The 16,149-nt window shown below is 69.8% G+C and carries 17 protein-coding genes; 9 read left to right on the top strand and 8 right to left on the bottom strand.

Features of this window, described 5'->3' with window-relative positions:
* Positions 1-92 precede the first annotated feature (92 nt).
* Positions 93-1,196 carry a substrate-binding domain-containing protein gene (locus AQJ91_RS04210; RefSeq protein WP_067016471.1) on the bottom strand — a complete coding sequence of 368 codons (1,104 nt, stop codon included), beginning with the start codon at positions 1,194-1,196 and terminating at the stop codon, positions 93-95.
* Positions 1,197-1,394: 198 nt separating this feature from the next.
* Here AQJ91_RS04210 and AQJ91_RS04205 point away from each other — a divergent pair, with 198 nt between their 5' ends.
* The 6 genes from AQJ91_RS04205 (at position 1,395) to AQJ91_RS04180 (ending at position 7,865) form a co-directional block, all read left to right on the top strand.
* Positions 1,395-2,414: a hydroxyacid dehydrogenase gene (locus AQJ91_RS04205; RefSeq protein ID WP_067016469.1), complete on the top strand. Its 1,020-nt coding sequence runs from the start codon at positions 1,395-1,397 to the stop codon at positions 2,412-2,414.
* Between the two features lie 64 nt (positions 2,415-2,478).
* Positions 2,479-3,741 (top strand): ABC transporter substrate-binding protein, encoded by a 1,263-nt coding sequence (locus tag AQJ91_RS04200; protein WP_067016467.1) that lies wholly within the window; start codon positions 2,479-2,481, stop codon positions 3,739-3,741.
* The gene (locus AQJ91_RS04195) at positions 3,738-4,640 is read left to right on the top strand and encodes a carbohydrate ABC transporter permease (protein ID WP_067016465.1); all 903 of its coding nucleotides are present in this window, start codon (positions 3,738-3,740) and stop codon (positions 4,638-4,640) included. The genes AQJ91_RS04200 and AQJ91_RS04195 overlap by 4 nt, the downstream gene beginning before the upstream one ends.
* The gene (locus tag AQJ91_RS04190) at positions 4,637-5,560 is read left to right on the top strand and encodes a carbohydrate ABC transporter permease (RefSeq protein WP_067016463.1); all 924 of its coding nucleotides are present in this window, start codon (positions 4,637-4,639) and stop codon (positions 5,558-5,560) included. Before AQJ91_RS04195 ends, AQJ91_RS04190 begins: the two co-directional genes overlap by 4 nt.
* A gap of 9 nt (positions 5,561-5,569) precedes the next feature.
* Complete coding sequence (locus AQJ91_RS04185; RefSeq protein WP_067016461.1) at positions 5,570-6,262, top strand: YesL family protein; 693 nt, start codon at positions 5,570-5,572, stop codon at positions 6,260-6,262.
* Positions 6,263-6,383: 121 nt separating this feature from the next.
* On the top strand, positions 6,384-7,865 hold the full coding sequence (locus AQJ91_RS04180; protein WP_067016459.1) for a ricin-type beta-trefoil lectin domain protein: 1,482 nt from the start codon (positions 6,384-6,386) through the stop codon (positions 7,863-7,865).
* Between the two features lie 354 nt (positions 7,866-8,219).
* Here AQJ91_RS04180 and AQJ91_RS04175 read toward each other — a convergent pair whose 3' ends face one another.
* The 3 genes from AQJ91_RS04175 to AQJ91_RS04165 form a co-directional block, all read right to left on the bottom strand.
* Entirely contained in the window at positions 8,220-8,633 is a 414-nt protein-coding gene (locus tag AQJ91_RS04175; protein WP_067016457.1) for a PIN domain nuclease, read from the bottom strand.
* Positions 8,630-8,887, bottom strand: a complete 258-nt coding sequence (locus AQJ91_RS04170; protein WP_067016455.1) for a type II toxin-antitoxin system VapB family antitoxin — start codon at positions 8,885-8,887, stop codon at positions 8,630-8,632. Before AQJ91_RS04170 ends, AQJ91_RS04175 begins: the two co-directional genes overlap by 4 nt.
* Positions 8,888-9,231: 344 nt before the next feature.
* Complete coding sequence (locus tag AQJ91_RS04165; RefSeq protein ID WP_067016453.1) at positions 9,232-9,798, bottom strand: DUF2218 domain-containing protein; 567 nt, start codon at positions 9,796-9,798, stop codon at positions 9,232-9,234.
* Between the two features lie 77 nt (positions 9,799-9,875).
* On the opposite strand from AQJ91_RS04165, the gene AQJ91_RS04160 reads away from it, so the two are divergent.
* Entirely contained in the window at positions 9,876-10,451 is a 576-nt protein-coding gene (locus tag AQJ91_RS04160; protein WP_067016451.1) for a TetR/AcrR family transcriptional regulator, read from the top strand.
* Between the two features lie 62 nt (positions 10,452-10,513).
* Here the strand turns inward: AQJ91_RS04160 and AQJ91_RS04155 are convergent, their stop codons facing one another.
* The 3 genes from AQJ91_RS04155 to AQJ91_RS04145 all read right to left on the bottom strand — a co-directional run bounded on the left by AQJ91_RS04155 (position 10,514) and on the right by AQJ91_RS04145 (position 12,384).
* Positions 10,514-11,176 carry a DUF305 domain-containing protein gene (locus AQJ91_RS04155; protein WP_067016450.1) on the bottom strand — a complete coding sequence of 221 codons (663 nt, stop codon included), beginning with the start codon at positions 11,174-11,176 and terminating at the stop codon, positions 10,514-10,516.
* The gene (locus AQJ91_RS04150) at positions 11,173-11,829 is read right to left on the bottom strand and encodes a DUF3105 domain-containing protein (RefSeq protein WP_067016448.1); all 657 of its coding nucleotides are present in this window, start codon (positions 11,827-11,829) and stop codon (positions 11,173-11,175) included. Before AQJ91_RS04150 ends, AQJ91_RS04155 begins: the two co-directional genes overlap by 4 nt.
* Positions 11,830-11,952: 123 nt before the next feature.
* Positions 11,953-12,384 (bottom strand): hypothetical protein, encoded by a 432-nt coding sequence (locus AQJ91_RS04145; protein ID WP_067016446.1) that lies wholly within the window; start codon positions 12,382-12,384, stop codon positions 11,953-11,955.
* 268 nt (positions 12,385-12,652) lie between these two features.
* On the opposite strand from AQJ91_RS04145, the gene AQJ91_RS04140 reads away from it, so the two are divergent.
* On the top strand, positions 12,653-14,191 hold the full coding sequence (locus tag AQJ91_RS04140) for a PstS family phosphate ABC transporter substrate-binding protein (RefSeq protein WP_067016444.1): 1,539 nt from the start codon (positions 12,653-12,655) through the stop codon (positions 14,189-14,191).
* Between the two features lie 30 nt (positions 14,192-14,221).
* On the opposite strand, the gene AQJ91_RS04135 is transcribed toward AQJ91_RS04140, so the two are convergent.
* Positions 14,222-14,590 (bottom strand): ArsR/SmtB family transcription factor, encoded by a 369-nt coding sequence (locus tag AQJ91_RS04135; RefSeq protein WP_067016442.1) that lies wholly within the window; start codon positions 14,588-14,590, stop codon positions 14,222-14,224.
* 148 nt (positions 14,591-14,738) lie between these two features.
* Between AQJ91_RS04135 and AQJ91_RS04130 the strand changes: the two genes are divergently transcribed.
* The gene (locus AQJ91_RS04130; RefSeq protein WP_067016440.1) at positions 14,739-16,103 is read left to right on the top strand and encodes an NAD(P)-binding domain-containing protein; all 1,365 of its coding nucleotides are present in this window, start codon (positions 14,739-14,741) and stop codon (positions 16,101-16,103) included.
* Positions 16,104-16,149: the final 46 nt, after the last annotated feature.

Here is a 16,149-nt window from a genome sequence, read left to right as displayed (position 1 = left end):
GGCCTGCCGTGGCCGTCCCGGCGGAACGCGCTGAGCCGTGGGCGAACGTGCACGTCGAGCGCGCTACCCCCGGGCAGCTGTCAGCCGCGGAATCACAGCGACGGCATCCTCTTGACCGAGGAGTCACGCAGGATCAGTTCCGGCAGGATGAGCACGCGCTGCCCTGGGCGGCGCTTGCCCTCCATGAGCCGGGAGACCATCATCTCGACCGCGGTCCGGCCGACGCGGGCCTTGGACGGGCGGACGGCCGTGATCGCCGGCTCGGCGAGATGGGCGACCTCGTCGTCGTAGCCGACCAGGGCGATGTCGTCCGGGATCGCGACCCCCTGCTCGGTGAGGTACTGGGCGATGGAGATGGCGTCGGGATCGCTGTGCACGATCAGTGCGGTGATCCTGGACCTGCGGCACCTGTCCAGGATGTCCTCGATGATCTGCCGGTGGCCCGGCTCGTAGAGGGCCACACCCTGCCGGACCACGAAATCGCTGGGCAGGTCGAGTTCGGCGCACGCCTTGAGCCAACCCTGGGCCAGATGCGCCGAGGTCGGGCTGCCCTTGGCCAGGACCAGCCCGATCCGGCGGTGACCGTGCTCGTGGAGGTGGTGCACGGCCATCTCCAGGCCGAGCGCGTGGTCGCTGCGTACCCATTCCAGCTGGCGCGGGGTCGGCGTCCAATAAGGGATCTGACGCTCCACCAGGATGGCCGGCACCGGCAGGTTGCCGATCCAGTCGATCATCTCGTCGACGCCCTCGCTGTCGAGGTTGGGGGCCAATAGCAAGCCCTGTACCTGCTTGGCCTCGATCAGCCGGCTGATCTGGCGGCGGTCCTCGGCCTGGTCGTAGGTGGAGCCGCGCAGCTGGAGCTGGACTCCGAGGGCGGCGGCGGCCGCGCGGGCGCCGACGACGACCTGTGGCCAGTAGTAGTCCAGGGACGGCACGACCATGCCGATCGTCAGAGACGCCGCGGCGGGGCGGGACCGGCGGGCCGGGGCCGGGGCGAGATCCGTCGGCAGGGTGGCGCCCCCGTGCACCTTGGTGAGCAGGCCGCGGGCGGCCAGGGCGTTGATGTCGCGCCGCACCGTCAGTTCGCTGACCTCGAGCAGCTGAGCGAGGTCGCGGACGCGCACGGCGCCGTGCCGACGCAGCTCGTCCATGAGCCGTTCCCTGCGCTGCAGAGCGAAGGGCCGGTCTTCAGTCATGTGCGCCCTCTCAGCAAGACGCCCTGTTCGACTGTGAACGTTTTGTTTCGTTCGTGTTCGAGGCGTAGTGAACCTGTGCCGATGGCCACTATTCCTGTTCCAGCGCGTTTTGGCCAAAACTGGCTGCTGGTCGACACGTTTCGGCCAAGGCAGGCCACTGGTCCGGCGCGGACCGCTCACGGGAAGGACTCACGTCCGATGCAGACGAAGCCCCACGCTCTGGTCGTCATGAGCAGACAGAGCTTCGACGCGCACTTCGACGCCGCCCGGCTCGCACGTCTGGCCGACCTGGTGGCCCTGAGTGACCCGGTGTTCGCGGACGGCCTCGACGACCCGCGGGTGCGGGCGCGCCTGGCGGACGTGGAGGTCCTGATCACGTCCTGGGGCACTCCCCGGCTCACGCCCGAGCGGCTCGCCTCGGTTCCCGGACTGCGGGCGGTGCTGCACTGCGCCGGCAGCGTGCGGGGCCTGGTGGGCGAGGAGGTGTGGCGCCGAGAGATCCGGGTGACCAGTGCGGCGGAGGCCAACGCGGTCCCCGTGGCTCAGTACACCCTGGCGGCCATCATCCTGGCGGGCAAGAAGGCTCCGTTCCTCGCCGCCGACGAAGAGCGTGCCTATCAGGGCTGGGGAACGGTGACGGGCTACGGCGACCTGTCGAACTTCGGCCGCACGGTGGGGATCGTCGGCTTCTCCCGGATCGGCCGCAAGGTGGTCGACCTCCTCAGGGCCCTCGAAGGCACCACCTGCCTGGTCGCGGATCCCTATGCGGACCCGGCCGAGGTGGAGAAGGCGGGCGCCACCCTCGTCGGGCTGGACGAGCTGCTGCTGCGAGCGGATGTCCTGTCCCTGCACGCGCCCGAGACGCCGGAGACCCGGCACATGATCGGTGCCAAGGAGCTGAGCCTGCTGTCCGATCACGCGACGGTGGTCAACACCGCCCGCGGCAGCCTCGTGGACTCCGAGGCACTGGCCGCCGAGTGCGCCTCCGGCCGCCTCTTCGCCATCCTCGACGTCACCGACCCCGAGCCGCTGCCCGCCACCTCGCCGCTGCGGAATCTGGCCGGTGTGATGATCACCCCGCATATCGCGGGCTCGCTGGGCACGGAGATCCATCGCCTCACCGACCACGCCCTGGACGAGCTGGCCCGCTGGACCGCGCGACAGCCCCTGCACCACGAGATCACCGCGGAGGACTGGGCCTCCGGCCGCCACGCCTGAGCGCCCCCAACCGCCCCGAGACTGCCTCCACTTCTGTCCCATTCCGCACCACAGGAGCCGCACCATGAGATACCCCTTCAGAGCCGTCACCGCTCTCGCCGCGCTGTCCCTGCTCACCACCGCCTGCGGCGCCGACGACGGACCCGCCGAGACCGCTGACGGCAAGACCATCGTCAAGATCGCTCTTTGGAACTACGCGAGCACCCCCGAGTTCAAGGCGCTGATCGACGGCTTCGAGGCCGAGAACCCGGACATCGACGTCCAGCCGGTCGACATCCTCGCCGACGACTACTCCGACAAGGTGACCACCATGCTCGCCGGCGGTGACTCGACCGACGTGCTGACCATGAAGAACGTCACCGACTACGCCCGGTTCGCCACGCGCGGCCAGTTGCAGTCGGTCGGCTCCGACGTCGGCAAGCTCGACAAGGCCAAGTACTCCGGCCTCGACGCCTTCGACGTCGACGGCGACTACTTCGCCCTGCCGTACCGGCAGGATTTCTGGGTGCTCTTCTACAACAAGGCACTCGTGGAGAAGAGCGGCGCGGACCTGTCCAACCTGACCTGGTCGCAGTACGCCAACCTGGCTGGGAAGCTCACCAAGGGCTCGGGCGACTCCAAGGTGCACGGCACCTACCTGCACACCTGGCGCTCGGTGGTGCAGGCGATCTCCGCCGCGCAAACCGGCGGTGACCTGCTGGGCGGCGACTACTCGTTCTTCAAGGACCAGTACACGATGGCCGTGGACCTGCAGAAGTCCGGCGCCGCGATGCAGTTCTCCACGGCCAAGAGCCAGCAGATCGAGTACAACTCGATGCTGACGACCGGCAAGGCCGCGATGGTGCCCATGGGCACCTGGTGGGCCGCCCGCCTGCTGCAGGAGAAGGCCCAAGGCACGCACGACGTCGACTGGGGCATGGCGCCGATGCCGCAGATCACCGACGACGGCAAGACCGTCTCCTTCGGCTCGCCGACCGCCTTCGCCGTGAACAAGAAGGCGAAGAACGCCGAGGCCGCCAAGAAGTTCGTGCTGTGGGCCTCCGGCCCCGAGGGAGCGGCCGCCATCGCCAAGATCGGTGTGGTTCCGGCGTACTCCGACGACACGGTGATGGAGAACTTCTTCGGCGTCGAGGGCATGCCCACCGACGCCCTGTCCAAGGAGGCCATGAGCCCGGACACGGTCAAGCTGGAGATGCCGGTCAGCGACAAGTCCTCCGACATCGACCAGATCCTGTCCGAGGAGCACGAGCTGATCATGTCGGGTGAGAAGTCCGTCGGTGAGGGCATCAAGGACATGGGCGCCCGTGTGAAGTCCGAAGTCGAATGACCTCGACGGCCAACGCGACGGCTCTGAGGCGGCGACGCCGGCGCACCACGCTGGTGGGCTGGAGCTTCATCCTCCCCAACTTCCTCGGCTTCGCCGCCCTGACCCTGGTCCCGGTGGTCGCGACGCTGCTGCTGGCGTTCACCAACTGGAACTCCTACAGCACCCCGGAATGGGTCGGCCTCGACAACTTCCGCCGGATGCTCGACAGCGACAACTTCTGGGCGGCCCTGTCCAACACGACCTATTACGCGGTCGGCCACATCCCGCTCACCCTGGCCGCATCCCTGGGCCTGGCAGTGCTGCTCAACCAGAAGCTGCGCGGTGTCGGCGTGCTGCGCACCGCGTTCTTCTTCCCGTACATCACCTCACTGGTCGCGGTGGCCGTGGTGTGGAACATGCTGCTCAGCCCGGACGTCGGGCCGGTGAACCAGCTGCTCAAGGCGGTGGGCGTGGCACACCCGCCGGGCTGGACCACCTCCACGGACTGGTCGATGCCTGCGGTGATCATCGCCAGCGTGTGGCGGGACATGGGCTACTACATGGTGCTGTATCTGGCGGGGCTGCAGACCATCCCGGCGGAGCTGTACGAGGCCGCCAGGGTCGACGGCGCCGGCCCGTGGAAGCGGTTCTGGCACGTCACCGTGCCGGGTCTGCGGCCCACGACCTTCTTCGTCCTGGTCATGCTGACGGTCGCCAGCTTCAAGGTCTTCGACCTGATCCAGGTCATGACCGAGGGCGGTCCCGGACGCTCGACGCTGGTGCTGTCGCAGCTCATCTTCCGGGAGGGCATCACCCAGGGCAGGTTCGGCTACTCCTCGGCCATCTCCCTGGTGCTGTTCCTGCTCGTCATGGGCATCACCGTGATCCAGTTCCAACTCCAGCGGAGGCACGAGCGATGAGCACCACCGTGCTGCGCAAGGACAGCGCGACGGACGGGGCGCCACCGAGCGGCGGCGCCCCGTCCAGGGCCAGGACCGAGCCCCGCCGGGGCCGGTCCCGGGCCGGGCGGGTGGTCGGCCAGGTCCTGCTGTACACGGTCCTGACCGCGTTGTCGGCCGCGATCCTCGTCCCGTTCGCCTGGATGCTGGTGTCCTCGGTGAAACTCGACGCGGAGGTCTTCACGGTCCCGATCCAGTGGATCCCGAAGTCCTTCCACTGGGAGAACTTCGCCGACATCTGGACCGAGATCCCGATGCTCACCTATCTGGGGAACTCGCTGTTCCTCAGTGTCGTCATCACCTTCCTGCAGGTGCTGACCGGGAGCTTCGCCGCCTACGGCTTCGCCAAGGTCCGCTTCCCCGGACGCGACGCCCTGTTCCTCGCCTACATCGCCACCATCGCCGTGCCGTGGCAGGCGTACATGGTGCCGCAGTACATCATCATGCAGCGCATCGGACTGGTGGACACCCACCTGTCGCTGATCCTGCTGCAGGCGTTCGGTGCCTTCGGTGTCTTCCTGATGCGCCAGTACTACCAGTCCATCCCGGAGGAGCTGAGCGAGGCGGCGCGGCTGGACGGACTGAGCGAGTACGGCATCTGGGCCCGGATCATGCTGCCGCTGTCCAAGCCCGCGCTGGCCAGTCTTGCACTGCTGACCTTCGTCTTCACCTGGAACGACTACATGGGTCCCTTCATCTACCTGACGAGCAACGACCTGTGGACCGTACAGCTGGGCCTGCGGTCGTTCGTGGGCGTGTACGACTCCAGGTACGCGATGATCATGACGGGCTCGGTGCTGTCCGTCCTGCCGATCCTGGTGGTCTTCCTGCTCGGCCAGCGCCACTTCGTCCAGGGCATCGCCACCAGCGGGATGAAGTGAGGTTCGACGGTGAGCACACACATCGACGACCGTCGTCCCCTGCTCAACGTCGGCCACGGGACGTGGGACCTCATCTGGTCCCACGTCCACCGGGTCCTGGTGGTCAACCTCGCGGTGGCGGTCACCAGCCTGCCGCTGCTGCTGGCCCTGGCGGCCGAGCCCCGGCCCTGGCGGTACCCGGTCTTCTTCACCCTGCTCTCACTCGGCGCCGGGCCCAGTCTCGCCGCCGTCTTCGCCTACCTCCGGCTGACCGTCGAGGACGAGCGGGTGCCGGTGGCCGAGGCGTTCCGCTGCTACCGGCGCCTGTTCCGGCCGGCGCTGCTGACCTGGTCGCCGTTCGTGCTGCTGGCCGCGGTCGCCCTCACCGACCTGGCCGTCCTGCGCACCACCGCACCGGGCCCGGCGCTGGTGCCGCTGCTGGCCGTGGTGGTCCTCGTCGCGGCGAGCTCCGCCATCGTCGCGATGGCCGCGCTGCCTGACGACCCGCGGGCCACAGTCCGGCGCACCGTGCTGGCGGCGTCGTACGCGTCGGTGCGCCGCTGGCCGTTCGCTCTGGCCAACCTCGGCCTGCTGGCTGTCGGCCTGGTGCTCGTCAACCAAGCGCCGCTGCTCGGGCCGGCCGTGGTGCCCGGCTGCGCGCTGTTCGTCGTCTGGCGCAACTGCCGCGCCATGCTCGCCCCGACACGCCCCATCCCTCTCTGACCATCCTCAGTTCACCGAGCCGCAGGCGGTTTCGCCGCGGCCCGAACCGCTTCGGCGAGGGCCACCGCGTGCCGTCTGAACAGCGTGGCTGCCCCGGCGGCCCATCCCGAGAGGAAAAACCATGTTCCGCTCCCGTTCCCCCCGCGCCTCCCGAGGCGCCCGCTCCGGCAGACCTCCCGCGCAACGGCGCCCGCTCCGCCGGGTGCTGGCAGCCGCGTTGACCACACTGGTCGCCGTGCCGGTCACCCTGCTGTCCGGTGCGTCGCCGGCCTCGGCGGCTGTGGACCCCACCCAGTTCAAGGGCGTGAACTGGGCCCGGATCGGAGACAACTTCGTCGACGGACCCGTCGTCCTGGAGGGGCTGAGCGAGTCCGACAGCTACGCGACCGTCAAGGCCAAGGCGGACGCCCTCTACAGCGGGTTCCAGAGCACCACCGGCGCGGACACCGTCCGGCTGCCGATCAACACGTACTCCGTCCCCGGCACGACGTGGGGCGACGCGTACGCCGGAGCCGTCGACGCCGCGACGGCCAAGGGCTTCAAGGTGATCCTGTCCTACTGGGAGGACGGGGCGTCCTCCGCCGGCAAGATCGTCGACACGGCCGCCTTCAACGCGATGTGGGACGCCGTCATCGCCAAGTACGGGTCCAACAGCCTGGTCTATTTCGAGCCGATGAACGAGCCCCACGGCTACAGCGCCACCGCCTGGCGCGATGTCGCCGCCACCTGGATCGGACGCTACCCGTCCCTCCCCAAGGAGCGGATCTTCGTCAGCGGGCACGGCTACAACGGCGACGTCACCTCCGTGTGCGGCGACAGCCGCCTGGACGGGACGTATCTGTCGCTCCACCTGTACGCGTTCCAGTTCAGCGCCAGGTCCTACGACGAGTGGGTGAACCTGTTCTCGTCCCGGATCGGCTCCTGCGGCGCGCGTACCGTCCTGGACGAGTTCGGCGCGCCGATGGACGACGGCCGTGACTACAACGACCCGAACAGCACGGACAACTTCGTCCGCTACATGCGCGCCGCCACCGACACCGTCCGTGCCGAGGGGATGGGCGCGGTCTACTGGCCGGCCCTCGGAGGCAAGCGCACGGTACGACCCGACTACGACTGGTACTCCCTCTACGCCCTCCAGGGCAGCGGCACCGACCTGAAGCTGAGCGTGCGCAACACCACCATGGTCGACCGGCTGGAGTACGCCTGGAACATCGGCGACGGCTCGCCCACCACAACGCTGCGGAACGTCGGCGTCCCGGGGTGCCTCGACGTCCCCGGAGCCACTCGGCAGAACGGCACCCAGGTCCAGATCTACGCCTGCAACGGCGGATCGAACCAGCAGTGGACCAGAACGGCCGGGGGACAGATCACCGTCTACGGCGGGGCCAAGTGCCTGGACGCCCTGGGACAGGGCACGACCAACGGCACGAGGGTCGGCATCTACGACTGCAACGGCGGCGACAACCAGAAGTGGACCTTCTACTCCGACGGTACGATCCGCGGCGTCCAGTCCGGCCGCTGCCTGGACGTGAGCCAGTCCACGTCCAAGGTGCAGCTCTGGTCCTGCTGGGGCGGCAGCAACCAGAAGTGGCAGATCGTGTAATCGGTGCCCTACCACGGCTCTGTCACCGGCCCGAGGCCGGTGACAGAGCCGGTCAAGATCCCGAGAACACCGTTCGGGACGTGATCCACCGGTTCAACTACGACGGCGCTGCTGCTGGTCGAGCGGCTGAAGGAGCCGACCGGCGACCGTGCCTACGAGCGTCTGGCGCGACTGCTGCTGGGTGCCCGTGGCTGCCATCGTGTGCTGGGGACGCAGGAGACGTTCACCGGTTATCCCGCCGGCCTGCGGGCGGAACTGAAACGCCGGCGCAAGCTGATGCGCATCCTGGACCGGTATGGGCTGTGAAGGGGATACGGGCCCGGTGCCCGCTCACTGCGTGCCGGACGGCGCTTCTCAGTCCCTGAGGTCGATCAAGTGTACGGGCTGTCCGGTTGCACGGGCGATCGTCTCGAAGTCGCGGTCGTAGTGGAGCAGCGTCAGCCCCGCCTCTTCCGCGGCTGCGGCGACCAGCAGGTCGACGGGACCCGCACTGCGATGCTCGCCCTTGGTGGTGAGCATTTCCTGGACGACGCGTGCGCGCCGGAAGATGCCGTCGGGCATGGGACACCAGGTGTAGTGGGCGTTCAACGTGCGCTTCACGTGCTCCCGGTCTGCCGCCGAGCGTGCTGAGTAGAGGACCTCCAGTTCGGTGATGTCGCACAGGGCGACGAGCCCCGCGGCGATCGTGTCGTCCCACTCGGCCGTGGTTCGGCCGAGGAGGACACGAGCGAGGGCGGAGGTGTCGATCAGGTAGTCGGCGACGGTCACGCATCAGCTCCCGCGTCGCTGACGACGTCCGGCTCGCCGGCGGACCGGTACTTGCTCTTGTTCAGGAGGACGTCCATGTCCAGGGCACCTTCGGCGACGAGTTCGCGGGCTTCTCCGAGGGCGCGCAGGCGCCGGTAGCGGGCTGTGATCTCGCGCAGGGCGGTATTGATGGTGTCACGCTTGGTCGTGGTGCCGAGCTCCTTGGCGGCGGCCTCCAGCGCATCGTCGTCGAGATCGATCACGGTGCGACTCATGGCACTCCCTTGTATATATGGCTACGTATATCAATATACATGATCCAGTATGTAGGGGCGCGTGGTCCTGCGCGGAGGTGCACCCGTGGTGACGCAGCGCAAGGTTCGGCCCTGCCTGTCGCAGCGGGGGCTTCATCGGGCACCGGCAGCCCGCCGCCCCCGTCGACCGCGACGCCTGACCCGGCTGCTCGGCGAGCCCGACCTCGCCTGGCTGGTCGACTGCTTACGCCGACGCATGGCGCGGGACGAACCCCTCACCGGCCCGGTATACCGGGACCGCCCCCACCGCCGCGCAGCGGGCTGCCGCCGAACGGCTGTTGGGCCGTGCCCCGGGTGCCGCGTCTCTACCGGCGATGGGCGCGACGGAGCGCCAGGCTCGCCACGATGCCGACCTTCACCAGCACCGCCGTCACGACGAAGCCGACGGCCCAGCCCGTCCATGGCGTGTCCGCCAGTACGGCACCACCCAGCTCCAGGTGTACGGCCACCATGACGAGCACCGCGGCGGCCACCGCGAGCCCTGTCCGTCCGCCGTGTCGTCGACGCCGCGTCACGGGCTCGGCGGGCTGAGCGTCGGTTGCCCCGGACCGCTGCCAGTTCACGGTCAGGGGGTCGCGCCGGCTGAACCTGCCGAGGTGTGTGGTGACGAGGTCCTGGAGGCGCTGCAGGTTCTCCTCGTCGGGGGCTTCGATCCGGAGTGTCAGCGTGCCGGGGGTGGCTCGCAGTGTGCACAGGCCCCAGGGGAGGCGGGCCGTGCCGTGGGTGTCGGTCCATTCGACGTGGATCCGGTCGGGCCGGATCCCGGCAGGCAGATGGCTCAGGTGGCGGCCCTTGTTGCTGAAGTGCTTGCAGAGTTGGACGAGGTACCGGCCGGGGCGTTCGGTCTCGACGTGGGCTTCGGCGGTGAGCATGGGTGTCAGGTTTATCGAGACACTATGTCGCTGTCAATGCGTGGTGTACTGAATCTGGGCGGCCGTATCCTGATGCGGTGCCGAAGCTGTGGAACGAGACCATCGAGGAGCACCGCCGCGCCGTGCGCGACGCGGTACTGGAGACCACGGCGACGCTGGTGGGCGAGCACGGGCTGCGTGTGGTGACGATGTCGAAGATCGCCGAGGAGAGCGGGATCGGCCGGGCCACGCTGTACAAGTACTTCCCGGACGTCGAGTCGATCATGACGGCGTGGCATGAACGCCAGATCGCCGGACACCTCCACGAGCTCGCCGAACTCCGGAACGGCCCCGGCGCCCCCGGTGTGCGGCTCGAGCGGGTGCTGGAGGCGTACGCGCTCATCCAGCAGCGGCGCCACGGCCATGGCGCGGAACTCGGGGCGCTGCTGCACCGGGGTGAGCGCGTCGCCGGTGCCGAGCGGCATCTCCGGCACTTCCTCCGCGACCTGCTGGCCGAGGGTGTGCGGGCCGGTGAGATCCGGGACGACGTCTCCCCGGACGAGCTGGCGGGCTACTGTCTGCACGCGCTCGGCGCGGCCGGCGGTCTGCCGTCCAAGGCGGCGGTCCGGCGGCTCGTCGCGGTCACGGTGGCGGGGCTGCGACCGCAGGCCTGAGCCGGACGGTGTGCTGAGCGCGGTCGGGCGATGCCGCTCGGCGTCGCCCGACCGCGCTGCGGTCACGTCCGGGGCTTGGCGCCGCGTTCCTTGAGCAGGTCGGTCATCAGCTGCATCTCCGACTGCTGGGCCTCGACCATGCCCTGCGCGAGCTTCTTCTCCGGCTCGACCTCGCACTGCTGGGCGCAGGCGCGGGCCATGTCGACGCCGCCCATGTGGTGGTCCACCATCAGCTGGAGGAAGAGGATCTCCGCCTCCTTGCCCTGGAGCCCGCCCAGTCGGGCGAGCTCGGCGTTGGTCGCCATACCCGGCATGAGGGCGCCGGGCCGCGCCTCGTGGTCCATGTGGCCGCCGCCCTCCACCCAGGCCATGTAGCCCTCCGGGGACGTCTTCGGCAGGCTCCACAGGTCGAGCCAGCCGAGCAGCATGCCGCGCTGGTTGGCCTGGGTCTGCGCGATGTCGTACGCGAGCCGGCGGATGTCCTCGTCGGTGGTGCCGTCGCGGACGATGTACGACATCTCCACCGCCTGCTGGTGATGGACGGCCATGTCGCGCGCGAAGCCCGCGTCGGCGGAGTCGGCGGTGGGGACGTCGGCCCCTTCGTCGTTCTCGCCGCTGGTCGTGGCCAGGAACGCCAGCGCCAGGGCGAGGGCGACCAGGACCGCCGCGCCGGCGATCAGCCACCGGGGGCGGCCTTGCCCGCCCGGATCCGTCGTATCGGTCATGACGCGGTCAGACCGCCGGTGCAGGCGGCGCCCGGCTCGGGGGTCTGCGCGCCCTGGACGTATTTGGTCAGGAACTGCTCGACCCTCGCGTCGGACGCCGAGTCCACGCTGAGCTGCTTGCCCCACGCGGACAGCGTGATCGCCCCGGACTGGGTGTCGTTCGGGCTCATCAGGGTGTAAGGGGTCTTGGAGACCTTGTCGGCGAGTTTCTTGACGTCGGCGTCGGCGGCCTTGTCGTTGTACGTGACCCAGACCGCGCCGTGTTCGAGTGAGTGGACGGCGTTCTCCTTCGGTATGGCCTTGGTGTAGACGGTGCCGTCGCAGGTCATCCACGCCTGGTTGTGGTCGCCGCCGACGGGCGGGTTCATCGGGTAGTCGACGGTGCCCTGGACGTGGTTGCGGCCGAGCTTCTTGGCGTCCCAGCTCTGCTCGCCCCGTACGGGCTTCTTCGCCTCGGCGACCTGCTGCTCGTCCTTCTCGTTGGCTTGGTTGATGTAGTACGCGCCCCAGCCGACGAGGCCGGCCACGATGACCGTGCTGAGGCCGATGGTGATGATCCGGTTGCGGCGCTCGCGGGCCTTCTCGGTGCGGCGCATCTCCTCGATCCGGGCCTTGCGCGTGGCCGCGGAGGCCTTCTTGCTGGTTCTGCTCATGGCTGGATGTCCTTAACTTCCCGCCCCGCCGTGTGGCGGTGGGTGTGGGTGTGGGTGCAGCGGTAGATGGATGTCTCGTTCGGCGCGTACGCGCGCGTGAGCGCACGGCGCCGGGGCATCCGTCTAGGTCCGCTGCACCTGCAGGACGTGGAGATCGGGCGCGCCGGTGGTGGGCGGGGGCTCAGTGCGGCGCGGGGTGCCGTCCGGCGGTCCGGGGAGGTCCGGCAGCCGGGGCAGGAGCACCGGCAGGGGCTGTACGGGGGTGGCGAGCACCGCTTGTACGCCCTGGGCGGCAGCGTGGCAGCACATGTCGTCGTCGGGGCAGTCGGCCGGGTGTGCGGTCACCTTGGCGGAGGGGCCCGCCGGCGTCACGGTGGTGGCGGACGTACTGGTCATGGGGTCGGCCGCCGGGTCGGCGGCGGCGTGGGTCCCGGTGCCCAGGCAGATCACCAGCAGGGTGAGCAGCACGGTCAGGGCAGGACAGAGCGCCGCGAGTCGCGTGGTCCGCCACGCGGCGCGGGTGCTGCTCTGGCTCCTCTGGCTCCGGCCGGTCATCAGAACCGATGCTAGACGGAGCAGGTGAACGCGCTTTCGGCCGGGCCCGGAAGACCGGTGCCTCGAGGTCACCCTGCTGATCAACAGCACCGACCCCTTCGCCGCGCCGGACGCCGGTGGAGGCCGGTGCCGAGACCGAACGGCAGGCGAACATCTGCCCACCAGGCGCTGACGGTCCGGCGAAGGCGCCCGGCGCACGCTCCCCCGCCCCATACCGTGTGCGCACGCTTGTGCGACGTGCGGGGGATCGGGGGATGGGGGCGATGTCGTGGAGTGGCTGAACGCCGAGAACGCGATCGCGGTGGGGACGGCGGTGCTCGGCCTCGCGGCCTCCGTCGCCGTCGTCTGGTACGAGCGCCGGGTGCCGCGCCGCAAACGGATCGGCTTCCGCGTCCAGTTGGACACTCCCATCGGCAGTCACGCCCGTAACAGCAGACGGGCGGCCGGCGTACGGCTCGGCCTGTTCGGCGAGTTCTCCGACCTGTCCGACGCCACCCTCGTCCTGCTGCGTGTGGAGAACGACGGCTCCCAGGGCATCGCCGGTGACGACTACACCAGCCGTGAGCGCCATGGCCTGACGGCGGTCTTCACCGGCCGTACGATCCGTGGCATCGCGGTCACCCAGCCGTCCGAGGCCGCCCATCTGATGGAGCACTTCACCCCGGCCGCGGGCCTGCGCCACGACGGCGACACCCTGTATCTGCCGAAGGTCCCGCTCAACAGGGGCCAGCATTTCAAGGTGCTGGCCCTGCTGACCGGCGGTGGCGTCGGTGACGAGGTCGAGGTGACCGGCGGTCTCCGGGACGGTGTCGTGCAGCGCAACCAGAGCACGACCGTCGACGACAAGCCGCCCCTCTTCAGCCGGCCGGCCCGGCTGATCACGGTCCTGTTCACCGTGTGCGTCGTCACGCTGGCGGCCATCATCGTCGTAGGTGACGACGTACCGCCGCCCATCGGCTGCGCCACGGGAACCCTGACCGTCACCGGTTCCACCGCGTTCGCCCCGGCGGCGGAGAAACTGGCGGAGAGCTACGAACGGGCCTGCCCCGGCTCGGACATCGCGGTGGCACCGCACGGCAGCACCGCCGGGATACGGGCGCTGGCCGCGGCGGGCACCAAGGCGGTCTCGTCCGGGGGCTCCCCGTCCGTCATCGCCTTCTCCGACGGGCCCAAGCCGAACGGCTACCCGGAGCTCCGTGAGAACCCCGTCGCCGTCTCCGTCTTCACCCTGGTGGTGAACGACCGGGTCACGGTGACGGAACTGACCCTGGACGAGGTACGCGGGATCTACCGGGGCGAGATCCGCAACTGGCGGGACGTCGACGGACCGGACCTGCCCGTCCTCCTGGTCAGCCGCGACGCCAACTCCGGCACCCGGGAGGTCTTCCAGCGGCGGGTTCTGCGGCGCAACGAGCCCGCCAACTCCTCCCGGGACTGCCGTACCAAGGATGATCCCGGCGCCACGGTCATCCGCTGCGAACTCGACAGTACGACGCAGGTGCTGAGCACGGTGGCCCGGCTGCCCGGCGCGATCGGTTACAGCGAACCGCGTTCCGCCGCCGCCACGGAGGGCCTGCACGGGCTGCGCATCGACGGGAAAACGGCGTCCATCGAGAACATCGGCACCAGTGGCTACCCGTACCGGGAGATCGAGTACGCCTACACCTACGGCCGCCCGCCCGCCGACTCACTCGCGGCCAGTTTCATCAACTACCTGACCCGTGGCGCCGGGCAGGACGTCGTACGCGACCAAGGGCACTTCCCGTGTCTCAGCCCCGAGGGTCTGCGGCTCTGCGGCGGCCGGTGACCGACGGGATGACCCGCGGGCGGGCCGGGCTCAGCCCAGACTGCCGAGCATCTGCCCCATCGCGGCGACGACGGCCGGCTCGACCCGGTAGTAGACCCAGGTGCCGCGCCGCTCGGAGGTGAGCAGCCCGGCTTCCTTGAGCTTCTTCAGGTGGTGGGAGACGGTCGGCTGGGAGACGCCGACGTCGGAGATGTCGCACACGCACGCCTCGCCGCCCTCGTGGGAGGCGACCAGCGAGAACAGCCGCAGCCGGACCGGGTCGCCGAGCGCCTTGAACATCCGGGCGGTCTTCTCGGCCTCGTCGGCGGTCAGCGGCCGCTCGGTCAGCGGCGGGCAGCACGGCACCACGGCCTCGGGGGCCTCGGGTTCCAGCAGCGGCAGCACCTTGACGTTCGACATACGTCTATGTTGACACACGTCGAACCAGTGCGGCCAGGTCCACTGGATCCGCCTAGATTCGATGAATGTCTATGTTGACGCTCATCGAAACAGGTGCCATGCTGACAGCGCAAGGGATCGATGGATGTCGAAACAAAGGGGAATCGTCGTGAGTGCGTCCACCACAGACCAGCTGCCCGTCGTGGTCGTCGGAGCCGGCCCGATCGGTCTGGCCGCCGCCGCCCGTCTCGTCGAGCGCGGCCTCGAACCACTGGTCCTGGAAGCCGGCCCGACCGCCGGCAGCGCCGTGCGCGACTGGGCGCACGTCCGGCTGTTCTCCCGCTGGTCCGAGGTCACCGACCCGGCCGCCGAGAAGCTGCTGGCCCCGACCGGCTGGGTGCGCCCGGACGGAGCGGCCTACCCGACCGGCGGCGACTGGGCCGAGCGGTACCTCCAGCCGCTCGCCGAGGTCCTGGGCGACAAGGTCCGCTACGGCACCACGGTCACCGGGGTGGCCCGCGCCGGCCGGGACCGCATCGTGGACTCCGGCCGCGAGGAGCAGCCCTTCACCGTGCACATCCGGTCCGCCGACGGCCACGAGGAGCGGATCACCGCCCGCGCGGTCATCGACGCCTCCGGCACCTGGTCCGGCCCCGCCCCACTGGGCGCGAACGGCCTGCCCGCCTTCGGCGAGAAGGCCGCCGCCGACCGCATCTCCTACCGCGTCCCGGACTTGAAGGACCCGTCGGTCCGCGCCCGCTACGCGGGCAAGCGCACCGCGGTCGTCGGCTCGGGAGCCTCGGCCTTCACCGCCCTCGCCCACCTGGCCGACCTGGCGAAGGAGGAGGACGGCACGCACGCGGTGTGGATCCTGCGCCGCGGCATCGGTGCCGGCACATACGGCGGCGGCGAGGCCGACCAGCTGCCCGCCCGAGGCGCCCTCGGCCTGCGCGCGAAGGCAGCGGTGGAGGAGGGGCACGCCTCGGCCGCCACCGGATTCCGCACCCAGACCGTGGAACGCGACGGCGACCAGCTCGTGCTCGTCGCCGAGGACGGCCGCCGCCTGGACCCGGTGGACGAGGTCATCGCGCTGACCGGCTTCCGCCCCGACCTGTCCTTCCTCTCCGAGGTCCGCCTCGGCCTGGACGAGCGCCTCCAGGCCCCGACGGCCCTGGCCCCGCTGATCGACCCCAACGTCCACTCCTGCGGCACGGTCTACCCGCACGGCGTGACCGAGCTGTCCCACCCGGAGCAGGGCGTCTACCTGGTCGGTATGAAGTCCTACGGCCGCGCCCCCACGTTCCTCGCGATGACCGGCTACGAGCAGGTCCGCTCCATCACGGCGGCGCTCGCCGGCGACCACGAGGCCGCCGAGCGCATCGAACTCACCCTCCCCGAAACCGGAGTCTGCGGCGGCGCGGGCCTGTTCGACGAGCCGGAGAGTGCCGAGCAGCCGGGCGGCGGCTGCTGCGCCACCCCGACCACCCTCCAGATCGGCATCGGCGCCCCGGCCACCACCTCCGGCGGCTGCTGAACTACCCATCCACACAAGGAGGTTCATCATGTCCCGCGTACAACTA

Source organism: Streptomyces dysideae (genome assembly GCF_001514305.1).
GTDB classification, from domain to species: Bacteria; Actinomycetota; Actinomycetes; order Streptomycetales; family Streptomycetaceae; genus Streptomyces; species Streptomyces dysideae.
This window is presented reverse-complemented; position numbering and strand designations above follow the sequence as displayed.